At 62.8% G+C, this 18683-nt stretch carries 16 protein-coding genes; 7 read left to right on the top strand and 9 right to left on the bottom strand.

Going from position 1 to position 18683, the window contains the following annotated elements:
- Positions 1 to 29: 29 nt before the first annotated feature.
- Both yeiP and mtr read right to left on the bottom strand, forming a co-directional pair.
- On the bottom strand, positions 30 to 602 hold the full coding sequence (yeiP, locus tag ACJ8MK_RS09890; protein ID WP_033635271.1) for an elongation factor P-like protein YeiP: 573 nt from the start codon (positions 600 to 602) through the stop codon (positions 30 to 32).
- Between the two features lie 126 nt (positions 603 to 728).
- Positions 729 to 1973 carry a tryptophan permease gene (gene mtr, locus ACJ8MK_RS09885; protein WP_033648004.1) on the bottom strand — a complete coding sequence of 415 codons (1245 nt, stop codon included), beginning with the start codon at positions 1971 to 1973 and terminating at the stop codon, positions 729 to 731.
- 263 nt (positions 1974 to 2236) lie between these two features.
- On the opposite strand from mtr, the gene ACJ8MK_RS09880 reads away from it, so the two are divergent.
- On the top strand, positions 2237 to 2491 hold the full coding sequence (locus ACJ8MK_RS09880) for a YkgJ family cysteine cluster protein (RefSeq protein WP_110158175.1): 255 nt from the start codon (positions 2237 to 2239) through the stop codon (positions 2489 to 2491).
- On the opposite strand, the gene ACJ8MK_RS09875 is transcribed toward ACJ8MK_RS09880, so the two are convergent.
- The 4 genes from ACJ8MK_RS09875 to ACJ8MK_RS09860 all read right to left on the bottom strand — a co-directional run bounded on the left by ACJ8MK_RS09875 (position 2488) and on the right by ACJ8MK_RS09860 (position 8130).
- A complete protein-coding gene (locus ACJ8MK_RS09875) occupies positions 2488 to 3663 on the bottom strand; it encodes a sugar efflux transporter (RefSeq protein WP_442517711.1) in 1176 nt (391 codons plus the stop codon). The two genes, ACJ8MK_RS09880 and ACJ8MK_RS09875, sit on opposite strands and share 4 nt — an antisense overlap.
- Before the next feature lie 164 nt (positions 3664 to 3827).
- Entirely contained in the window at positions 3828 to 6302 is a 2475-nt protein-coding gene (gene torA, locus ACJ8MK_RS09870; protein WP_049195144.1) for a trimethylamine-N-oxide reductase TorA, read from the bottom strand.
- Between the two features lie 12 nt (positions 6303 to 6314).
- Complete coding sequence (locus ACJ8MK_RS09865; protein WP_342133810.1) at positions 6315 to 7475, bottom strand: NapC/NirT family cytochrome c; 1161 nt, start codon at positions 7473 to 7475, stop codon at positions 6315 to 6317.
- Between the two features lie 232 nt (positions 7476 to 7707).
- On the bottom strand, positions 7708 to 8130 hold the full coding sequence (locus tag ACJ8MK_RS09860) for a nucleotide triphosphate diphosphatase NUDT15 (protein WP_033635266.1): 423 nt from the start codon (positions 8128 to 8130) through the stop codon (positions 7708 to 7710).
- A 247-nt stretch (positions 8131 to 8377) separates the two neighbouring features.
- On the opposite strand from ACJ8MK_RS09860, the gene fruB reads away from it, so the two are divergent.
- Genes fruB through fruA form a run of 3 tightly spaced genes read left to right on the top strand, consistent with a single transcriptional unit; the run spans position 8378 to position 12146 of the window.
- Positions 8378 to 9511: a fused PTS fructose transporter subunit IIA/HPr protein gene (gene fruB, locus ACJ8MK_RS09855; protein WP_033635264.1), complete on the top strand. Its 1134-nt coding sequence runs from the start codon at positions 8378 to 8380 to the stop codon at positions 9509 to 9511.
- Positions 9508 to 10449, top strand: a complete 942-nt coding sequence (gene fruK / locus ACJ8MK_RS09850; protein ID WP_004935702.1) for a 1-phosphofructokinase — start codon at positions 9508 to 9510, stop codon at positions 10447 to 10449. The genes fruB and fruK overlap by 4 nt, the downstream gene beginning before the upstream one ends.
- Positions 10450 to 10460: 11 nt before the next feature.
- A complete protein-coding gene (gene fruA, locus ACJ8MK_RS09845; RefSeq protein WP_442517710.1) occupies positions 10461 to 12146 on the top strand; it encodes a PTS fructose transporter subunit IIBC in 1686 nt (561 codons plus the stop codon).
- A gap of 60 nt (positions 12147 to 12206) precedes the next feature.
- On the opposite strand, the gene nfo is transcribed toward fruA, so the two are convergent.
- The gene (gene nfo, locus ACJ8MK_RS09840) at positions 12207 to 13046 is read right to left on the bottom strand and encodes a deoxyribonuclease IV (protein WP_033635262.1); all 840 of its coding nucleotides are present in this window, start codon (positions 13044 to 13046) and stop codon (positions 12207 to 12209) included.
- A gap of 99 nt (positions 13047 to 13145) precedes the next feature.
- Entirely contained in the window at positions 13146 to 14219 is a 1074-nt protein-coding gene (locus ACJ8MK_RS09835; RefSeq protein ID WP_033653801.1) for a YeiH family putative sulfate export transporter, read from the bottom strand.
- A gap of 193 nt (positions 14220 to 14412) precedes the next feature.
- Here ACJ8MK_RS09835 and ACJ8MK_RS09830 point away from each other — a divergent pair, with 193 nt between their 5' ends.
- The 3 genes from ACJ8MK_RS09830 (at position 14413) to ACJ8MK_RS09820 (ending at position 17280) form a co-directional block, all read left to right on the top strand.
- On the top strand, positions 14413 to 14610 hold the full coding sequence (locus ACJ8MK_RS09830; protein WP_033647996.1) for a hypothetical protein: 198 nt from the start codon (positions 14413 to 14415) through the stop codon (positions 14608 to 14610).
- Between the two features lie 106 nt (positions 14611 to 14716).
- Positions 14717 to 15583: a DNA-binding transcriptional regulator YeiE gene (yieE, locus tag ACJ8MK_RS09825; protein WP_016926991.1), complete on the top strand. Its 867-nt coding sequence runs from the start codon at positions 14717 to 14719 to the stop codon at positions 15581 to 15583.
- Positions 15584 to 15801: 218 nt separating this feature from the next.
- Entirely contained in the window at positions 15802 to 17280 is a 1479-nt protein-coding gene (locus tag ACJ8MK_RS09820) for an amino acid permease (protein ID WP_033635259.1), read from the top strand.
- Positions 17281 to 17325: 45 nt separating this feature from the next.
- Here ACJ8MK_RS09820 and ACJ8MK_RS09815 read toward each other — a convergent pair whose 3' ends face one another.
- Entirely contained in the window at positions 17326 to 18426 is a 1101-nt protein-coding gene (locus ACJ8MK_RS09815; RefSeq protein ID WP_039565091.1) for a GGDEF domain-containing protein, read from the bottom strand.
- Between the last annotated feature and the right edge of the window lie 257 nt (positions 18427 to 18683).

Below are 18683 nucleotides of genomic sequence, written 5' to 3'. Positions count from 1 at the left end.
GGGGCCGCGTTCCGGCCCCGCTGGCGCGACTAGTCGGCGCGGCTCATGTAGCGGCGTTCGGCGATATGAATGCGAATTTTGTCGCCGGCGCTGAGGTATTCCGGCACGTGGATCACCAGGCCGGTCGCCATGGTGGCCGGTTTGTTGCGGGCGCTGGCGGAAGCGCCTTTGATGCCCGGCGCGGTCTCGACGATTTCCATATCCACGGTCTGCGGCAGCTCCAGCGCCAGCACCTGGCCTTCCAGCGTCAGCACCTGCATGCCCGGCAGGCCGCCTTCCGGAATGAACAGCAGCTCGTCTTCGATCTGGTCTTTCTTGAAGATGTACGGGGTGTAATCCTCATCATCCATGAACACGTATTCTTCGCCGTCGATATAGGAGAAGTTCACCTTGCGGCGCGACAGGGAAATGGTGTCCAGGATATCGTCGCCCTTGAAGCGTTCTTCCACTTTCAGGCCGGTGCGCACGTCGGAGAAGCGCATTTTGTACAGGGTGCTGGCGCCGCGGGCGCTCGGGCTCTGCACGTCGATATCTTTTACCAGCAGCAGCTTGCCGTTGTAGCTGATCGCCATGCCGCGTTTAATTTCGTTAGCTCTTGCCATTTCAATTCATCCGCAATGAAGAGTATTAGAGAAGTTGCGACAAGGTACTCGCGCCGCCGATTTCAGGCAATAGCCCGGCGTAAAAACAGTGCGGGAAAGGGAGGGCGCTCGCCCTCCCGTCGGGGATTAGCGGAAGACCGGCAGCAGGCCGAACAGCGAAAGAATATGCGCGGCGGCGTTGATCAGGCCGAACAGGATAACGAACAGGATCACGCCGTTGCCGCCCGGTGCACGGTAACCGGCCTGCGGGTGGCGGCGGCGGCTGGCGCGCGCCATCAGCGCCGGCACGATCACCGCCCAGACGGTGGCCGCCAGCCCGGCGAAACCGATGGCGTACAGGAAACCGTTCGGGAACAGCAGCGCGGCCAGGGTCGGCGGCACAAAGGTCACCAGCGCGGTCTTGCTGCGTCCGACGGCGTCGTCCTTGAACTTGCAGAAGTCTGCCAGGTAGTCGAACAGGCCTAGCGACACGCCGAGGAACGAGCTGGCCAGCGCCATATAGGAGAAGGCGTTCAGCAGTTGGCTGACGGTTTGGCTGCTGGAGACGTTGCCCATTTGCTTGAGCAGGCTGCCGATGTTGCCGCCCTCGGCGATCACTTGCTTAAAGGCGTCGCGCGCGATATTGCCCTGGATCACGTACTGCCAAAGGATGTAGATCGCCAATGCCAGCAGGGTGCCGTACACCAGGCTGCGCACCACGGAGCCGCTGTCCTTATGGTAATACTTCACCAGCCCGGGAATGTTTCCGTGGTAGCCGAACGAAGTCAGCAGGTAAGGCAGCGCCGCCAGGGCGTAAGGCAGATAGCTGGCCTGGTCATCGCCGGTGTTGAACAGCACCGCGGGCTGCACGTGGGTGAACATGTCGCCCACCGACATCACGAAGGTGATCACCATACCGCCGATCAAAATGGTGCTCAGGCGGTCGACCGCGCGGGTGGAGAGCCAGACGATAAACGCCACGACCAGCGCGAACACCAGGCCGGCGGTGGTCTGGCCGACGCCGACGATGCCCTCCAGCGTGTGGGCGATGATCGAGCCGCCGGCGGAGATATAGGCGTAGGTCAGGATGTACAGCACGAACGCCACCGACAGGCCGTTCACGGCGTTCCAGCCTTTGCCCAGCAGATCCTTGACCATGGTATTGAAGCTGGCGCCGCTCGGGTAGTGCAGCGTGGCTTCGAGGATCATCAGGCCGGAAAGTAACATACAGGCCCAGGTATACACCAGCAGCGCGACGGAGCCGCTGAACCAGACACCGGAAGTGACGATCGGAATGGAAAACATGCCGGCGCCAACGGCGGTTCCGGCAATGATCATCGCGCCGCCGAGGACGGAAGGGCGGGCCAGCTTCTGGATGGTGTCCGTAGACATGCGTGCTCCTGGGGGATGGGTTCTTTTGTACTAGCTCAATGGTACATGGGCGCATGGCGCATGTAAAGCGTGGTAATTGCACGCTTCACGCGTTTTTGTCTTTAAATCAAGGTTTGTTGGGCGTTTTTTCGCCATAGGATGCAGCCGGCCGGCGCAGGGCGATGAGTGTAAAGATCGCCGGGGCGCAGGGATTCTGCTGGCGGCGGCCGCGCGCGGCTGCTATTGTCGCGCTTCTTTTCCCCAGCCCACCAGGAGTAGCGCTGATGGACTGTCGCAGCGACTGCGGCGCCTGCTGTATCGCGCCGTCAATATCCAGCCCGATCCCCGGCATGCCGAACGGCAAGCCCGCCAATACCCGCTGCATTCATCTGGATGAACGGCTGTGCTGTGGCCTGTTTCATTCGCCGCTGCGGCCGAAGGTGTGCGGCAGCCTGCAGCCGAGCCGCGACATGTGCCACGATCACCGCGATCAGGCGCTGATTTATCTCGCCAGGCTGGAAGCGGACACCGCGCCTTAAGCTTCCCTCAACGTCCACAGACACAGCGTCGCGCCTGCCGCCATCGCCAGCGCGGCGTAAAACACCGCATGGTAATTCCAGATTTCCGTCACTGCACCGGCGATGGCGCCGGCGATGATCCAGCCTACCCGAATGGTGTTGGTGAACAGCGTGGTGGCCGTGCCGGCCTGACCGGGCATCAAATCCTGAAAGTAGAGCATGCCGATGCCAGCCAGCACGCCGATAAACGCCGCATTCAGCAGCTGCAGGGCAATCAGCGGCCAACTGCCGGTGATAAACAGCAGGCCGCAATAGAACAGCACGCCGGCGACCACCGCCCCGCGCATCAAACAACGCTTGCCGCAGCGTTTCGCCACCATGCCGGCGATCAGCATGATTGGGATCTCCAGCCCGGCGGCGGCGCCCATCAGTATCCCGGCCAGCCGCTCCGGCAGCCGCAGCTCGTGCACCACATACAGCGGCATGTTGATCAGGTACATGCTGTTGGCGGTCCACATCAGGGTGCAGGCGACGAACAGCAGCAGCGAATCGCGGCGATGCTGCCGTGGTGCGGCCAGGGGCGCGTTCGTCGCCGCGGTTTTCGGCATCGAAGGCAGCCGCTTCCACACCAGCAGGCCGCACAGCACAAAGGCCGCCGCGCCCGCCAGATACATGACCTTAAAGCCGAAGCCCAGCGCCAGCGCGAAGGCGATCGGCGGGCCAATGACCCAGGCAAGGGAAACCTGGGCGCGCATGATGGAGGTGAACATCACCGCCTCGCGTCCGGTGCGATCGGCATGCTCGCGCGCCAGCGCAAACATCTGCGGATTGGCGGTGGAGCCGAAGCTGGTGAGCAGCACGCCGACGAGCAGCAGCAGGTAATAGTTGCGGCTCCAGGCGAACAGCGTGAACCCCAGCGCACCCAGCATGCAGCAGAGGAAGATCAGTGATTTGCGGTCGCCTTGTTTATCCGAACGGCCGGCGAGAAACTGGCTGACCAGAATGCCGATCACCGCGCTGCCGGTAAAGAACAGCCCGACCAGCGCCGGCCGTACCTTGACCTCGGTTTCCAGAAACAGGCTCAGCGTCGGGGTTTGCAACGCGCCGGCGATGCCGGTCAGAAACGCCACCGCCAAAAAGGCCAGCGAAGTGAGATCGGGCGCGCGTCGCGTTACTGCGGATGAAGTCGGCATGGCGGTTGATAATTCGTCGAAAAAGGGAGGTCGCGCGCATCATACGCCCGTTGAAATGAAACGCAAACCGCTCCCTTGCGGCGAAGGGTAAGCGGATATGTCGCGCGGCGACGAGAAAAAAGGGGCGCGTTGCGCGCCCCAGTTTATCGCGGGTTATCGCGGGATCAGGCGCCTTGCGGCACCGCGTGCGCGGTATTTTTCAATACCGGCCCCCGATACTTCTCGATCTGCAGCTGCGCCATCTGCCCGCAGTTGCCCTGCGCCAGGCTGGAAGAGCCGATGTCGAAGGTCAGGCAGTTGACGTTGCCGTTCTTGCACAGCGAGCCGGGCTGCGCCGGATCGGCCGGATCGAACCAGGCGCCTTCGCTGATGCGCACCACGCCCGGCCGCACGTCTTCGCTGACCACCGCCCCCACCAGGATCTGGCCGCGATCGTTGAACGCCCGCACCAGATCGCCGCCGCTGATGCCGCGCGGCTGCGCGTCCTGCGGGTGGATCAGGATCGCTTCACGATCCGCTACCGCGTATTTCTCGCGCAGCGGCGTGTTGTCGAGCTGAGAGTGCAGCCGGTTGGTCGGGTGCGCGGTATTGAGCGACAGCGGATACTTGGCCGCTTCCGGCCCGCGATACCACTCGTGCGGCGGCATCCAGGTCGGGATGCCGGGGCAATCCTCGTAATGCATTTTGGCGATGGCGTCGGAGTAGATCTCGATCTTGCCCGACGGCGTGCCCAGCGGGTTCAGCAGCGGGTTGTCGCGATAATCGGCAAAGCGCACCCACTGCTTGTTGGCCTCCGGCACCGGGAAGCGCACGTAGTTGTTGGATTGCCAGAACATGTCGAACGGCGGCAGCGCCACCCGGGCGGCGCGCGCCTGGTTCTTCATGTCGTCGTACATGCCTTTCAGCCACTGGGTTTCATCCTTGCCCTCGGTAAAGGCTTCCTGCACGCCCAGCCTGGCCGCCATCGCCGAGAAGATGTCGAAGTCGCTGCGCGACTCGTGCTGCGGCGGCACGCATTGGTGCATCGGGAACACGTAGAGCTGCGAATAGTCGCCGCCCATTTCCAGATCGTTGCGCTCGTAGCTGGTGGTGGCCGGCAGCACGATGTCGGCATGCTTGGCGGTGGCGGTCCAGTAAGGCTCGTTGACCACGATGGTGTCCGGCCGCTGCCAGGCTTTGACCAGGTTATTGGTGTCCTGATGCTGGTGGAAGGTGTTGCCGCCCGCCACATATACCATTTTCACCTCGGGGTAGGTGACCTTGGCGCCGTTGAAGTCGATGGTTTTGCCCGGGTTGCTCAGGCATTCGGCGATGCGTGCCACCGGGATCGGCGCCGGCGAGTTCTTCGGCGCGTTGCCGGCGGAGATGCCGGCGATGATGCCGCCTTTGGCGGTCGGGCTGCCGCCGGAGGAATAGTGGTAGCTGAAGCCGAAGCCGCCGCCCGGCAGGCCGATCTGGCCGAGCATCGCCGCCACCGTCACCAGCAGCCAGTGCTGCTGTTCGCCGTGGTGCTGGCGCTGAATGCCCCAGCCGCCCATGATCATGGTGCGGTGTTTCGCCATCTCGCGCGCCAGTTGGCGCAGCGTGTCGGCATCGACGCCGCTGATGTCGGCCGCCCATTCGGCGGTTTTCGCTACGCCGTCGCTCTCGCCCAGCAGGTAGGCCTGGAACTTGTCGAAGCCGACGGTGTAGGTTTTCAGGAAGTCCGGGTTATGCAGCTTCTCGGTCAGCAGCGTGTGGGCGATGCCGATCAGCATGGCGCCGTCGGTATAAGGGCGCGGGGCGATCCACTGCGCATTGACGAACTTGGCGCTGTCGCTGTGCACCGGATCGATGCTGATCACCCGGGTGCCTTTCTTCTTCAGCGCCTCGAAGCCGGTCTGGCCGACGTGATCCGGCACGTTCCAGCTGTTTTTCAGCGTGACCATCGGGTTGCAGCCCCACAGGATCACCAGCTCGCTGTTCTCAATTACGTTCGGCCAGGCGGTCTGCTGTTCGTAGACCTCCATCGAACCGACCACGTGCGACATGATCACCTGCGCCGCGCCGGTGGAGTAGTCGCCGGCGTAGCCGAGGAAACCGCCGGTCAGGTTCATCAGGCGTTGCAGCAGCGTGCGGCTGTTGTGCAGCATGCCGACGCTTTTCCAGCCGTAGGAACCGGCGTAGATCGACTGCGGCCCGTGATCTCTTTGCAGGCGAGTGATCTCATTGCACACCAGCTCGGTCGCTTTGTCCCAGCTGACGCGCACCCACTCGTCGCGGCCGCGCAGCTCGGTGCGGCTGCCGGGGCCGCCCTCCAGCCAGCTTTTACGCACCATCGGGTATTTGATGCGGTTCTCGGCGTGCACCTGATAAGGCGCCATGGCGATCAGCTCATTCGGATACGGATCGTCCTGCACCGGCTGCACGCCCACCATCTTGCCGTCTTGCACGATGGCCTCGAACGCGCCCCAGTGGGCGCCGGTCAGAATGCCTTTCTGCGCCTGACGCAAGGCGATGAACTGCGGCAGCGCTTCGCTGATGGCCTGCGCCAGCGCCGCTTTGGGCCATAGGCCCGCCAGCAGCGGGGCGGCGGCCAGCGCGGCGGCTCCGGTCAGGAAGCGGCGGCGGCTCATGGTTAACGGTTGTTGGTTGCTCATTGCGCTTCTCCCTTAAAGCTTGGCCGGTGCGGCAGGTGGCATGTCGCTGGCGTGTTTTTGTACGTATTGCGTCAGCACGCGCAGCTGTTCCTGCGTCAGCGAGGTGCGCGGCGCCATGCCTTTGATGACGCCAATCCATTGGTTGGCGTTGAAGCGATCGAGCGCGGTCAGCCCGTGGCAGCCGGTGCAGTTGGCCGACATCATGTCCGCGGCGTAGCGCCAGATTTTTTGCTGATCGTCAATCAACTGTTTACGCGGCAGCCACACCTGCAGAGAAACCTGATGCCAGACCAGGCCGGTTTCCGCATCGGTCTGGGTGGAGGCGGTCTTCAGTTGTTGGCGCGCGTCTTCACCCAGCAGCACGCTGAGGATGCGTTTGCCCTGCGCGGCGTAGAACACTTCGCTGACCCCGTCCTGCTGCCAGCCGCTCACGGTGGCCAGTACCTTATCGCCATCCTGTTTCACCACCTGCACTTCGGTGGAAGGCATCAGGTTGCCGGCGTTATGGCTGTCGTCCGCGCTGAGGAAGAACGGTTCGGTGGCGATGGTGTAGAGGGTGGTGGCGTCCGGTGCGGTCAGCGCCGCGGCCTTCGCCAGCTCGGCGGCGCCGGCCTCGGTTTCGCCGCTCATGTCCGGCAGGATGTGAGCCACGCCCTTATGGCAATCGATGCAGGTCTCGCCCTGTTTGATCGCCACCGGGTGCTGCAGGCGCGCCTCAGGGCGCTGGGCGGTAATGTCCATGGCGTCGTAGCTGTGGCAGGAGCGGCAGGTGGCTGAGTCGTTCTCTTTCAGCGTTTTCCAGACCGACTGCGCCATCGCCAGCTTGTGCGCTTCGTATTTTTCCGGCGTATCGATGGTGCCGACCATTTCGCCGTAAATGTCTTTCACCGCGCGGATTTTGGTCCACAGGTAATCGATCGGCTGGTGCGGCACGTGGCAGTCGGCGCACTCGGCGCGGATGCCCTTGGTGTTTTGGAAGTGGACGCTGCCCTGATATTCGGCCAGCGGCTGTTGCATGGTGTGGCAGGAAACGCAGAAGGCGGTATCGCTGGTTTTATGGAATACGGTGGCGGTCCCGGCCAACAGCGCCGCGCCGAGGATAATCCCCAGCAGCAAAAGCCATAGCCATCCCCACCGGCGCTTTTTTTCAAAGCCAGTCAGTTTTTTGCTCATGGTAAACCCGCTTATAATTATGAATTTAAAATAAAATCTTGCCAAAAGGCCGCCGACCGGAGGTCAGAATGCCACGTCGATTGCAGGGGTAATATAGAAGAGGGTTAACCCCATAGGGTTATCCGTAGTCAAAAAAAGGGCATATATCGCAAAAAATAGCGTTATATTCTGGTGTATATAGCGATGGGATCGAGCGGCAGGGGAAGCGAACGCAGGACGCGTTCGCGATGGCTCAGGCCGTGGGCAAATAGGGCTGGCCGCTCAGCCATAGCCGGATGGCGGTGCGGCTGGCTTCGAAATGCGGTTCCGGCAGGGCGTCGGGCGCGCACCAGCGCCACTCGGCGCACTTTTCGGGTTCTTTCAACTCGGCGCTGCCGCCGGGGTGATCCACCTGCAGGCAGACAGACACCGTGTGTTTGCCTTCGGCGCGCCAGGTTTGCAGATTGTTGCTGACGCCCACGAAGCGCGGCGGATCGATGAGCAGCCCGGTCTCTTCGGCGATTTCGCGCCGGGCGCACTGCTCGAAGGTTTCACCGGCCTCCAGATGCCCACCGGGGATCGACCAAAAGGGCGCGTGGGAACCGCAGCGCTTGCCCAACAAAATCTCGCCCTGCGGGTTGACGATGATCACCCCGACGCCGGTCACTACGTTCATGCTTTTCTCCGTCAGCAAAGTTTCAGCACAGTATGTCATTTTGCCCCGGCGCTGACCAATGCGCCGGCGAAAGTGTGCGTAAGCTCAAAAATCTGCAATGGCAAAAGGGAGAAAGCTTGCTTTCGCCTTGCGCTGCTCACACACTCCTTGAAACGTTTCAGCGTTATCCGGCCGCTTGTGGCGAGCGGGTAACGCTCCTTTTTCTCAATGAAGCTGAAACGATTCAATTCAGCAGGAGAGGAGAATCATGTTCCAGTTGTCACCGCAAGACATTCATCTGGGCGCCGCTGCCGCCGATAAGCAGGAGGCCATCCGCCAGGTGGCCGCCGCCCTGACCGAAGCCGGCTGCGTCAGCGCCGGTTACGTGGACGGCATGCTGCAGCGCGAACTGCAGACGTCCACCTATCTGGGCAACGGCATCGCCATTCCGCACGGCACCACCGATACCCGCGATCTGGTGCTGAAAACCGGCGTGCAGGTGTTCCAGTTCCCGCAGGGCATCGCCTGGGGCGAAGGCCAGACCGCCTATGTGGCGATCGGCATCGCCGCCCGTTCCGACGAGCATTTGGCGCTGCTGCGCCAGCTTACTCACGTGCTGAGCGATGACGGCGTGGCGGAGCGGCTGGCGAAAACCACCTCCGCGGAAGAGCTGCGCGGCCTGCTGATGGGCGAGCAGCAGAGCGCCGAATTCCAGTTCGACGTTTCGCTGATTGCGCTCGACGTCGCGGCCGACAGCCTGATGACGCTGCAGGCGCTGAACGCCGGCCGGCTGCAAAAGGCCGGCGCGGTCAACGCGCAGTTCGTCAGCGATGCCATTACCCGCAAGCCGCTGAACCTGGGGCAGGGCATCTGGCTGAGCGACAGCGTTGAAGGCAACCTGGCCAGCGCGGCCACCGTCAGCCGCCCGGCGCAGGCTTTCGTGGAAGACGGCGAGCCGGTGGCGCTGCTGCTGACGGTGTCGGTCGCCGACGCGCAGCCGCTGGCGGTGCTCAACTACCTCAGCGATCTGCTGCTGGCCAACAAAGCTGAACGCCTGCTGAAGGCGGATGCCGCCGGGGTGCTGGCGCTGCTGACCAGCGAAGTGGCCGAGGAGAGCAGCGTACTGAGCGCCGAGTTCGTGATCCGCAACGAGCACGGCCTGCACGCACGGCCGGGCACGGCGCTGGTCAACGTGATCAAAAGTTTCAACAGTGACATCACCGTCACCAACCTGGACGGCAGCGGCAAGCCGGCCAACGGGCGCAGCCTGATGAAGGTGGTGGCGCTGGGCGTGAAAAAAGGGCATCACCTGCGCTTTACCGCCAATGGAGAAGATGCTGAAGCCGCGCTGAAGGCGATCGGCGAAGCGATTAATGAAGGACTGGGCGAGGGCGCAGCATGAGCAGAAGAGTAGCAACGATCACCCTGAACCCGGCGTACGATCTGGTGGGGTTTTGCCCGCAGATCGAACGCGGGGAAGTCAACCGGGTAAAAACCGCCGGCCTGCACGCCGCCGGTAAGGGCATCAACGTCGCCAAGGTGTTGAAGGATTTGGGCATCGACGTCACCGTCGGCGGCTTCCTGGGCAAAGACAATCAGGACGGTTTCCAGCTGCTGTTCAGCGATCTGGGGATCGCCAACCGCTTCCAGGTGGTGCCGGGCCGCACCCGCATCAACGTCAAGCTGACGGAAAAAGACGGCGAAGTCACCGATTTCAATTTCTCCGGTTTTGAAGTGACGCCGCAGGACTGGGATCGCTTCGTCAGCGACTCGCTGAGCTGGCTGGGCCAGTTCGACATGGTGGCGGTGAGCGGCAGCCTGCCGGCCGGCGTCGATCCCGATGCCTTTACCGACTGGATGACCCAGCTGCGCGCCAAGTGTCCGTGCATCATTTTCGACAGCAGCCGAGAAGCGCTGGTCGCCGGGTTGAAGGCCTCGCCGTGGCTGGTGAAGCCGAACCGCCGCGAGCTGGAGATCTGGGCCGGCCGCCCGCTGCCGGCGCTGGCGGACGTGGTCGAGGCCGCGCATGCGCTGCGCGAGCAGGGCATCGCCCACGTGGTGATCTCCCTCGGCGCGGAAGGCGCGCTGTGGGTTAACGCCTCCGGTGCCTGGATCGCCAAACCGCCGTCCTGTGAGGTGGTCAGCACCGTGGGCGCCGGTGATTCGATGGTCGGCGGCCTGATTTACGGCCTGCTGATGCGCGAATCCAGCGAACACACCTTGCGTCTGGCCACGGCGGTAGCGGCGCTGGCGGTCAGCCAGAGCAACGTCGGCGTGACCGATCGTCCCCAGTTGGCCGCGATGATGGCGCGCGTCGATCTGAAACCTTTCAATCAATAGCAGGAGGCAGAATGAAAACGCTGCTGATGGTAGACAGTTCGCTGGGGCAGGCCCGTGGCCACCTGGCGAAACGCATGCTGGAGGCCGCCGCGGCCAAAACCGGCCTGACGCTGGTCGAGTCGCTGCAGGACGCCGAACTGGTGGCGGTGGCGGGGCAGTCGGCCCCGGCTGACGCCGGGCTGAACGGCAAATTGGTGTATGTGGGCGATGTAGAACAGGCGGTGCGGGAGCCGGACGCTTTTCTGGCGCGCGCCAAGGCCGAAGCTGAAACCTATCAGGCGCCGCAGGTTGCGGCGCCGGTGAAAGCCGGTGGGCAAAAACGCATCGTGGCGATCACCGCTTGCCCAACCGGCGTGGCGCACACCTTTATGGCGGCCGAAGCCATTGAAAGCGAAGCGAAGAAACGCGGCTGGTGGGTGAAGGTGGAAACGCGCGGCTCCGTCGGCGCCGGCAACGCCATCACCCCGGAAGAGGTGGCGGCGGCGGATCTGGTGATCGTCGCGGCGGATATTGAGGTGGACCTGGATAAATTCGCCGGTAAGCCGATGTACCGCACTTCCACCGGCCTGGCGCTGAAGAAAACTGCCCAGGAGCTGGGCAAGGCGCTGGCCGAGGCTGAGGTGTTCCAGCCGCAGCAGCGCGGTAGCGCGGCGCCGGCGGGTAAAAAGAAAGAGGGCAACGGCCCGTATCGTCACCTGCTGACCGGCGTGTCCTACATGCTGCCGATGGTGGTGGCCGGTGGCCTGTGCATCGCGCTGTCGTTCGTGTTCGGCATTAAGGCGTTTGAAGTCAAAGACACGTTGGCGGCGGCGCTGATGCAGATCGGCGGCGGCTCCGCCTTTGCGCTGATGGTGCCGGTATTGGCCGGTTTCATCGCCTTCTCCATCGCGGATCGCCCTGGCCTGACGCCGGGCCTGATCGGCGGCATGCTGGCGGTGAGCACCGGCGCCGGGTTCCTCGGCGGCATCATCGCCGGTTTCCTGGCGGGTTACGTCGCCAAGGCGATCAGCAGCAAGCTGCGCCTGCCGCAGAGTATGGAAGCGCTGAAGCCCATCTTGATCATTCCGCTGGTGGCCAGTCTGATCACCGGTCTTATCATGATTTACGTGGTCGGCACGCCGGTGGCGAAAATCATGGAAGGCCTGACCCATTGGCTGCAATCGTTGGGCACCGCCAACGCCGTGCTCCTGGGGGCGATCCTCGGCGGCATGATGTGTACCGACATGGGCGGCCCGGTGAACAAAGCGGCCTACGCCTTCGGCGTGGCGTTGCTCAGCTCCTCGGTGTATGCGCCGATGGCGGCGATCATGGCGGCGGGTATGGTGCCGCCGCTGGCGATGGGGCTGGCGACGCTGCTGGCGCGCCGCAAGTTCCCGAAATCCGAACAGGAAGGCGGCAAGGCAGCGCTGGTGCTGGGGCTGTGCTTCATCACCGAAGGGGCGATTCCGTTCGCCGCCCGCGACCCGATGCGCGTGCTGCCGTGCTGCATTGCCGGCGGGGCGCTGACCGGCGCGCTGTCGATGGCGTTCGGCGCCAAGTTGATGGCACCGCACGGCGGGCTGTTCGTGCTGCTGATCCCGGGCGCAATTTCGCCGGTGTTGCTGTACCTGGTGGCGATCGCCGCCGGTACGCTGCTGGCGGGCGTGGCTTACGCCCTGCTGAAACGTGCTGAAGTGCCGGCGGCCAGCGTGGCGTAACGACGTCCAGCCATAAAAAAACCGGAGCCCAGGCTCCGGTTTTGTCGTTTTGGCGCCGCGTTACTGCTGCGCTTTCAGCCAGGCGATCTCTTCCGCCCAGATATCCGGGTTTACCGTTTCCAGAATCAGCGGGATATTGTCGAAGCGCGGATCGCGCATGATGTAGCTGAACACCGTTTTGCCGATGTTGCCTTCCCCCAGGCTGTGGTGGCGGTCGACGCGGCTGTTGAACTCGCTCTTGGCGTCGTTCAGGTGCATGCCGCGCAGGTAGTTGAAGCCGACGATGTCGCCGAGCTGTTTGAAGGTGTGTTCGCAGTCTTCTTCGGTACGCAGATCGTACCCGGCGGCGAAGGCGTGGCAGGTGTCGATGCAAACGCCGACGCGGCTTTTGTCTTCCACGCCGTCGATGATCGCCGCCAGGTGCTCGAATTTGAAGCCCAGGTTGCTGCCCTGGCCGGCGGTGTTTTCGATCACGGCCGTCACGCCGGCGGTTTTATCCAGCGCGATGTTGATCGATTCGGCGATGCGCGCCAGGCACTTGTCTTCATCGATTTGCAGCAGGTGGCTGCCGGGGTGGAAGTTCAGCAGCGTCAGCCCCAGCTGTTCGCAGCGCTGCAGCTCGTCGATGAACGCCTCGCGCGATTTTTCCAACGCGTCGGCCACCGGGTGGCCCAGGTTGATCAGGTAGCTGTCGTGCGGCAGGATCTGCCCCGGCCCGAAGCCGTACTGGGCGCAGGCGCTCTTGAACTTATCGATCACGTCAGCGGCCAGCGGCGCGGCCTTCCATTGACGCTGATTTTTGGTGAACAGGGCGAACGCGGTCGCCTCCAATTCGTGCGCGCGGATAACCGCCTGATCCACGCCGCCTGACGCGCTGACATGTGCACCGACAAACTTCATCTTCATTCTCCTGTGTTATCGGTGACATTATGGCATTGATGGCGGGCGGAATAAATGCGGCCCGCCGAAGCGAGCCGCAGAAGGGGCAGAAGGGAGTGATTAGAGCCAGTGTTGCACCAGTTGGTTTATCGCACCGCCGCCGACCAGCAGCCAGACGAACAGCAGCGTGGCCAACAGAATCGGTTTCATCCCGGCCTGGCGCACGGCGCTGATGTGGGTGGTCAATCCCAGCGCCGCCATCGCCATCGCCAGCATCCAGGTGTCGGCGGTGATCAGGTGCTGCACCAGTGTGGCCGGCAGCAGGTTGAAGGAGTTCAGCCCGGCGACGGCGATAAACAGCACGGCAAACCACGGAATGGTAATCGCGGATTTTTCCGCCTTGCCTGCGCCGCCGCGGCTGATGTAGCCCGACAGCAGCAGCAGGAACGGCGCCAGCATCATCACGCGGATCATCTTGGCGATCACCGCCGCATTTTCGGCGTCAGGCCCGATGGCGTGCCCGGCCGCAACCACCTGAGCCACTTCGTGGATGGTGGAGCCGGCGTAGATGCCGAAGGTTTCCTGGCTGAACGGCAGCCACTGGAAGTGTTCGTTCAGCTGATACAGCCATGGGTAGGCGAAGATCGCCAGGGTGCCGAACACCACCACGGTCGAGACCGCCACCGCTACTTTACTGGAGTCGGCCTTCAGCACCGGCTCGGTGGCCATCACCGCCGCCGCGCCGCAAATGCTGCTGCCGGCGCCGATCAGCATCGCGGTCTGGCTGTCGATGCCGAACACTTTCTTGCCGAGCCAGCAGGCCAGCAGGAAGGTGGTGGTCAGGGTCAGCGCATCGATGATGATGCCGCTGGCGCCCACGTCGGCGATTTGCTGAAAGGTCAGGCGGAAGCCGTACAGGATAATGCCCAGACGCAGCAGGCGCTGCTTGGCCAGCTGTACGCCGCCGTGACAAACGGTTTGCCAGCGGGGATACAGCGTGTTGCCCACCAGAATGCCGAACAGGATCGCCAGCGTCAGCGCCCCCAGGCCCAGCTCCGCCACCCAGGGAATGTCGCCGGCCCAGACGGCCAGCGCGGTGAGCGCGCCGGTCAGCGCCAGCCCCGGCACCAGCCGCGGCAGGCCGAACAGCGGAAAGCGTCGCTCGGGGTAAGTATGAGTGGTATCAGTCGCCATAAAAGTCAGTCCTTCAGTCTGTTTCTTGCTGCCAAGAGTACGTTTGGGCTGAATAAAAGAGAAATTGATTATATATTTATAACCTATCTGAATAAGTGGTATGGCGTCAGGCATTGGCATACAGCCGCATTGCGGCTAGGGTGAGGAGGAGCGGCGAACCGCCGTCAACTTTCCAACTGAACAGGAGCAGGCGATGGATACCGACGATCAACGCAGAGAGCAGATAGACCGGGAAGTGGGCCGCGCGGTGCGGCGGTTGATTGAAGAAAACAAGGCGATCGACCGCGACCATCTCGTGGCGATGCTGCAATTGATACAGCGGGACGAAGCCGGCACGCCGCGCGAGGCGGCGCTGGCTGCGGCGGCGCAGCTGGTCGCCTTGGGTAAGTAGCGCGCCGAATTGGCCGTAAACGGGGTGGCCTCGCTGGGCTCTCCACAGCATGTTGACATCATTTTGCGGTTCTCTGGCAGAACCCTTTTTCATTACCGGGACGGCTATGCATATCACGTTGCGTCAACTGGAAGTCTTCACCGAAGTGCTGAAAAGCGGTTCGACCACTCAGGCCTCGGTGGTGCTGGCGCTGTCGCAGTCGGCGGTCAGCGCGGCGCTGGCGGATCTGGAGGGGCAGCTGGGCGTGCAGCTGTTCGATCGCGTCGGCAAACGGCTGGTGATCAACGAGCACGGCCGGTTGCTGTATCCCAAGGCGCTGGCGCTGCTGGAGCAGGCGGGGGAGATCGAGCAGCTGTTTCGCCATGACGGCGGGGCGCTGCGCATCGCCGCCAGCAGCACCATCGGCAACTACATGCTGCCGGAGATGATCGCCCGTTACCGCCGGGATTTTCCGGCCACGCCGCTGGAGCTGAACGTCGGCAATAGCCAGGACGTGATCGTGGCGGTGGCGGATTTCCGCGTCGATCTGGGGTTGATCGAAGGGCCTTGCCATATGCCGGAGCTGGTGACGCAGCCGTGGCTGGAGGACGAGCTGGTGGTGTTCGCCGCGCCGGACAACCCGCTGACCCGTCAGCCGCCAACGCTGGAGGCGCTGGCCAATGCCCCTTGGATCCTGCGCGAGCGCGGTTCGGGCACCCGTGAGGTGCTGGATCATCTGCTGTTGGCGCACCTGCCGCATTTCCAGCTGGTGATGGAGCTCGGCAACTCGGAGGCGATCAAGCACGCGGTGCGGCACGGCATCGGCATCAGTTGCCTGTCGCGGCGGGTGGTGGCGGAACAGTTGGCCAGCGGCGCGCTGGTGGAACTGCCGGTGCCGCTGCCGCCGCTGCGGCGCACCCTGTACCTGATCCGCCATCGGCAAAAGCACATTTCCAACGCCTTGCAGCGTTTTCTCAGCTATTGCGCGCTGTAATCGACAGCGCGTCACGCCCTCTGCTGCCGCGCAGGCCGGAAAAAGCATAAAAACCTGCGCGCGCTCACGTTAATGAGAGTAAGTAAGGCCATAAGGGCCGCGGCTAATAATTGCCTCTGAATTATGAAGCTATCTTATATCAGTGCAATGTTGCTAGTTCACCGGCGGGTATTTGTTACAATCCGCCCTCATTTTTTCAAAGAGCAGATAGGGTACGAATGGCTCAGCAGGATATAAAAACATCGGGGCAGCAAGCACCCGGATTGCGCCGCGAGCTGAAAGCCCGGCATTTGACCATGATCGCCATCGGCGGCTCCATCGGCACCGGCCTGTTTGTCGCCTCGGGCGCCACGGTTTCTCAGGCAGGCCCCGGCGGGGCGCTGTTGTCTTACGCTCTGATCGGTTTGATGGTGTACTTCCTGATGACCAGCCTGGGCGAACTGGCGGCCTTTATGCCGGTTTCCGGTTCATTCTCCACCTACGGCGCCAAATACGTGGAAGAAGGCTTCGGCTTCGCGCTGGGCTGGAACTACTGGTACAACTGGGCGGTGACCATCGCCGTTGACCTGGTGGCTTCGCAATTGGTGATGAGCTACTGGTTCCCGGACACCCCCGGCTGGATCTGGAGCGCGCTGTTCCTCGGCCTGATGTTCCTGCTGAACTACATTTCGGTGAAAGGGTTCGGCGAGGCGGAATACTGGTTCGCGCTGATCAAGGTCAGCACCGTGATTATCTTCATCGCCGTCGGCGTGCTGATGATCGTCGGCATTCTGAAAGGCGGCGAGCACGCCGGCTGGCAGAACTGGACGATAGGGGACGCGCCGTTCGCCGGCGGCTTCTCGGCGATGATTGGCGTGGCGATGATCGTCGGCTTCTCGTTCCAGGGCACCGAGCTCATCGGCATCGCGGCCGGCGAATCGGAGAACCCGGGTAAAAACATCCCGCGCGCGGTGCGTCAGGTGTTCTGGCGTATTCTGCTGTTCTATATCTTCGCCATTCTGATCATCAGCCTGATCATTCCGTACACCGATCCGAGCCTGCTGCGCAATGACGTGAAAGACATCAGCGTCAGCCCGTTCACCCTGGTGTTCCAGCATGCCGGCCTGCTGTCGGCGGCGGCGGTGATGAACGCGGTGATCCTGACGGCGGTGCTGTCCGCCGGTAACTCGGGCATGTACGCCTCTACCCGCATGCTGTACACCCTGGCATCGGAAGGCAAGGCGCCGCGCATCTTCGCCAAGCTGTCGAAAGGCGGCGTGCCGCGCAACGCGCTGTATGCGACCTGCGTGGTGGCCGGGCTGTGCTTCCTGACTTCGATGTTCGGCAACCAGTCGGTTTACCTGTGGCTGCTGAATACCTCGGGCATGACCGGTTTCATCGCCTGGTTGGGCATCGCCATCAGCCACTACCGTTTCCGTCGCGGTTACATGCTGCAGGGGCGCGATCTGAACGACTTGCCATACCGTTCCGGGTTCTTCCCGCTGGGGCCGATCTTCGCCTTCGTGCTGTGCCTGATCATTACCCTGGGCCAGAACTACCAGGCCTTCCTGCAAGACAAGATTGACTGGTACGGCGTGACCGCCACCTACATCGGCATTCCGCTGTTCCTGCTGATTTGGTTCGGTTACAAGCTGTCGCGCGGCACCCGCGTCGTGAAGTACAGCGAAATGGAATTCCCGAAGATGGACGTGAAGTAATCTTCGGTGAGTGACACGCGGCGGGAGCTCCCGCCGCGTGTGGTTTTACTTTTTCCCGCCTTTGGCTTCCGCCAGTGCCTGCTGCGCCGAACTCATCAAATCTTCCACCGTCGCATAATCCTGCGTCAGTGCCAAAATGCCGGCGTTGAGTTGCATGTTCACCTCGCCGAACGCGCCAAAATCGTAGGGCGCTTCCAGCGGCGGCACAATGCGCGCCAGGAACTCGCTTTCCGCGCCGTAGGGCAGATCGTGCACCAGTATCAAAAACAGGCCGCCGGTGTAGCGGCAGACGTAGTCGCTGGGGCGGATCAGCGTCTTGAGGCGCTCGCCGACGGTGCGCAGCACGTCGTCGCCGATCTGCACGCCGTGGCTTTGGTAAAGCGCCGCCAGCGGGCCGAATTCAAGAATGAACAGGTGAGAGATTGGCTGTGTCGTACCAGGGCGGCAGATGTTGCGCATTACCGCCTCGCCGCCCGCGCGGTTGAGGAAGCCGGTCAGGCGATCGCGGTGGGACGCCTGCTGCTTCTCCCACGCCAGCGTGACGTGCTGTACCCGCTGGCGATGGTAGCGCGCGATCATGCCATGGGCCAGCACCAGCCACAGCGGCGTGAGATCCGCCAGGACGAACAGGTTTTGCACGCGCGACAGCGGCGCCGCCAGCAGGTAGGGCAGCGTCAGCGCGATCACCTCAAGCAGCGCGAAACGCGGCGCGGCGGCATGGCGCTGCATCAGCCAGCAGGCCAGAGCGGTGATCGTCAGACCGGCGAACAGGATCAGCACAAAGCGGCCCGACAGCATCGCCAGCGCGGCGCTGGCGCCGACCAGCAGCATCCACAGCAACACCGTCACCAGCATGGCGTCCGGCCAGGCGGGTTGGCGCCTCTGCGCCAGCCAGGCGCGCCCGGCGGTCAGCAGCAGCAACAGGAGCAGCAGAACGATACCGACCAGCCGCTGGTTCAGCCAGGCGTACCCCACCAACAGCGCCGCCGGCCCCACGGCATTCAGCCAGGGAGTGAGAGGAGAGGGCGTCAGCGTGAGCCGCAGCTGGCGTTTAAACGGCTCGTCATCGGCGTGCAGCGGGCTGTGCAACAGCCAGTTCAGCAGCGCCGGGCGTTTGGGCGTTACCGCCGGAGATGGACTTCTCATTACAGCCTCGTCAATAAGGCCGCTCTTGCGGCGGCCTGAAGTTTTTTGCACGCTCGGTGCTGTGATTTTGGATTCTATGTGGTTTTTTCGTTATTTGTCAGAGTCTGGTCGGATCAGGAATAACTTTCAGAATAATGAACCTGCTGGCCGCAGCGGGGGTAAACGCGATGGATTGAAGAATGGCGTGGAAAAACAATTTATTACATTTCGATAACGCCGTTTTCACCTATTGATATGATTGATAAGTATTATCGTTT

This window comes from Serratia sp. CY38905 (assembly GCF_052168875.1).
Taxonomy (GTDB): Bacteria; Pseudomonadota; Gammaproteobacteria; order Enterobacterales; family Enterobacteriaceae; genus Serratia; species Serratia sarumanii.
The sequence above is the reverse complement of the archived record's forward strand: the minus strand, read 5'-3'. Positions and strand labels throughout refer to the sequence as shown.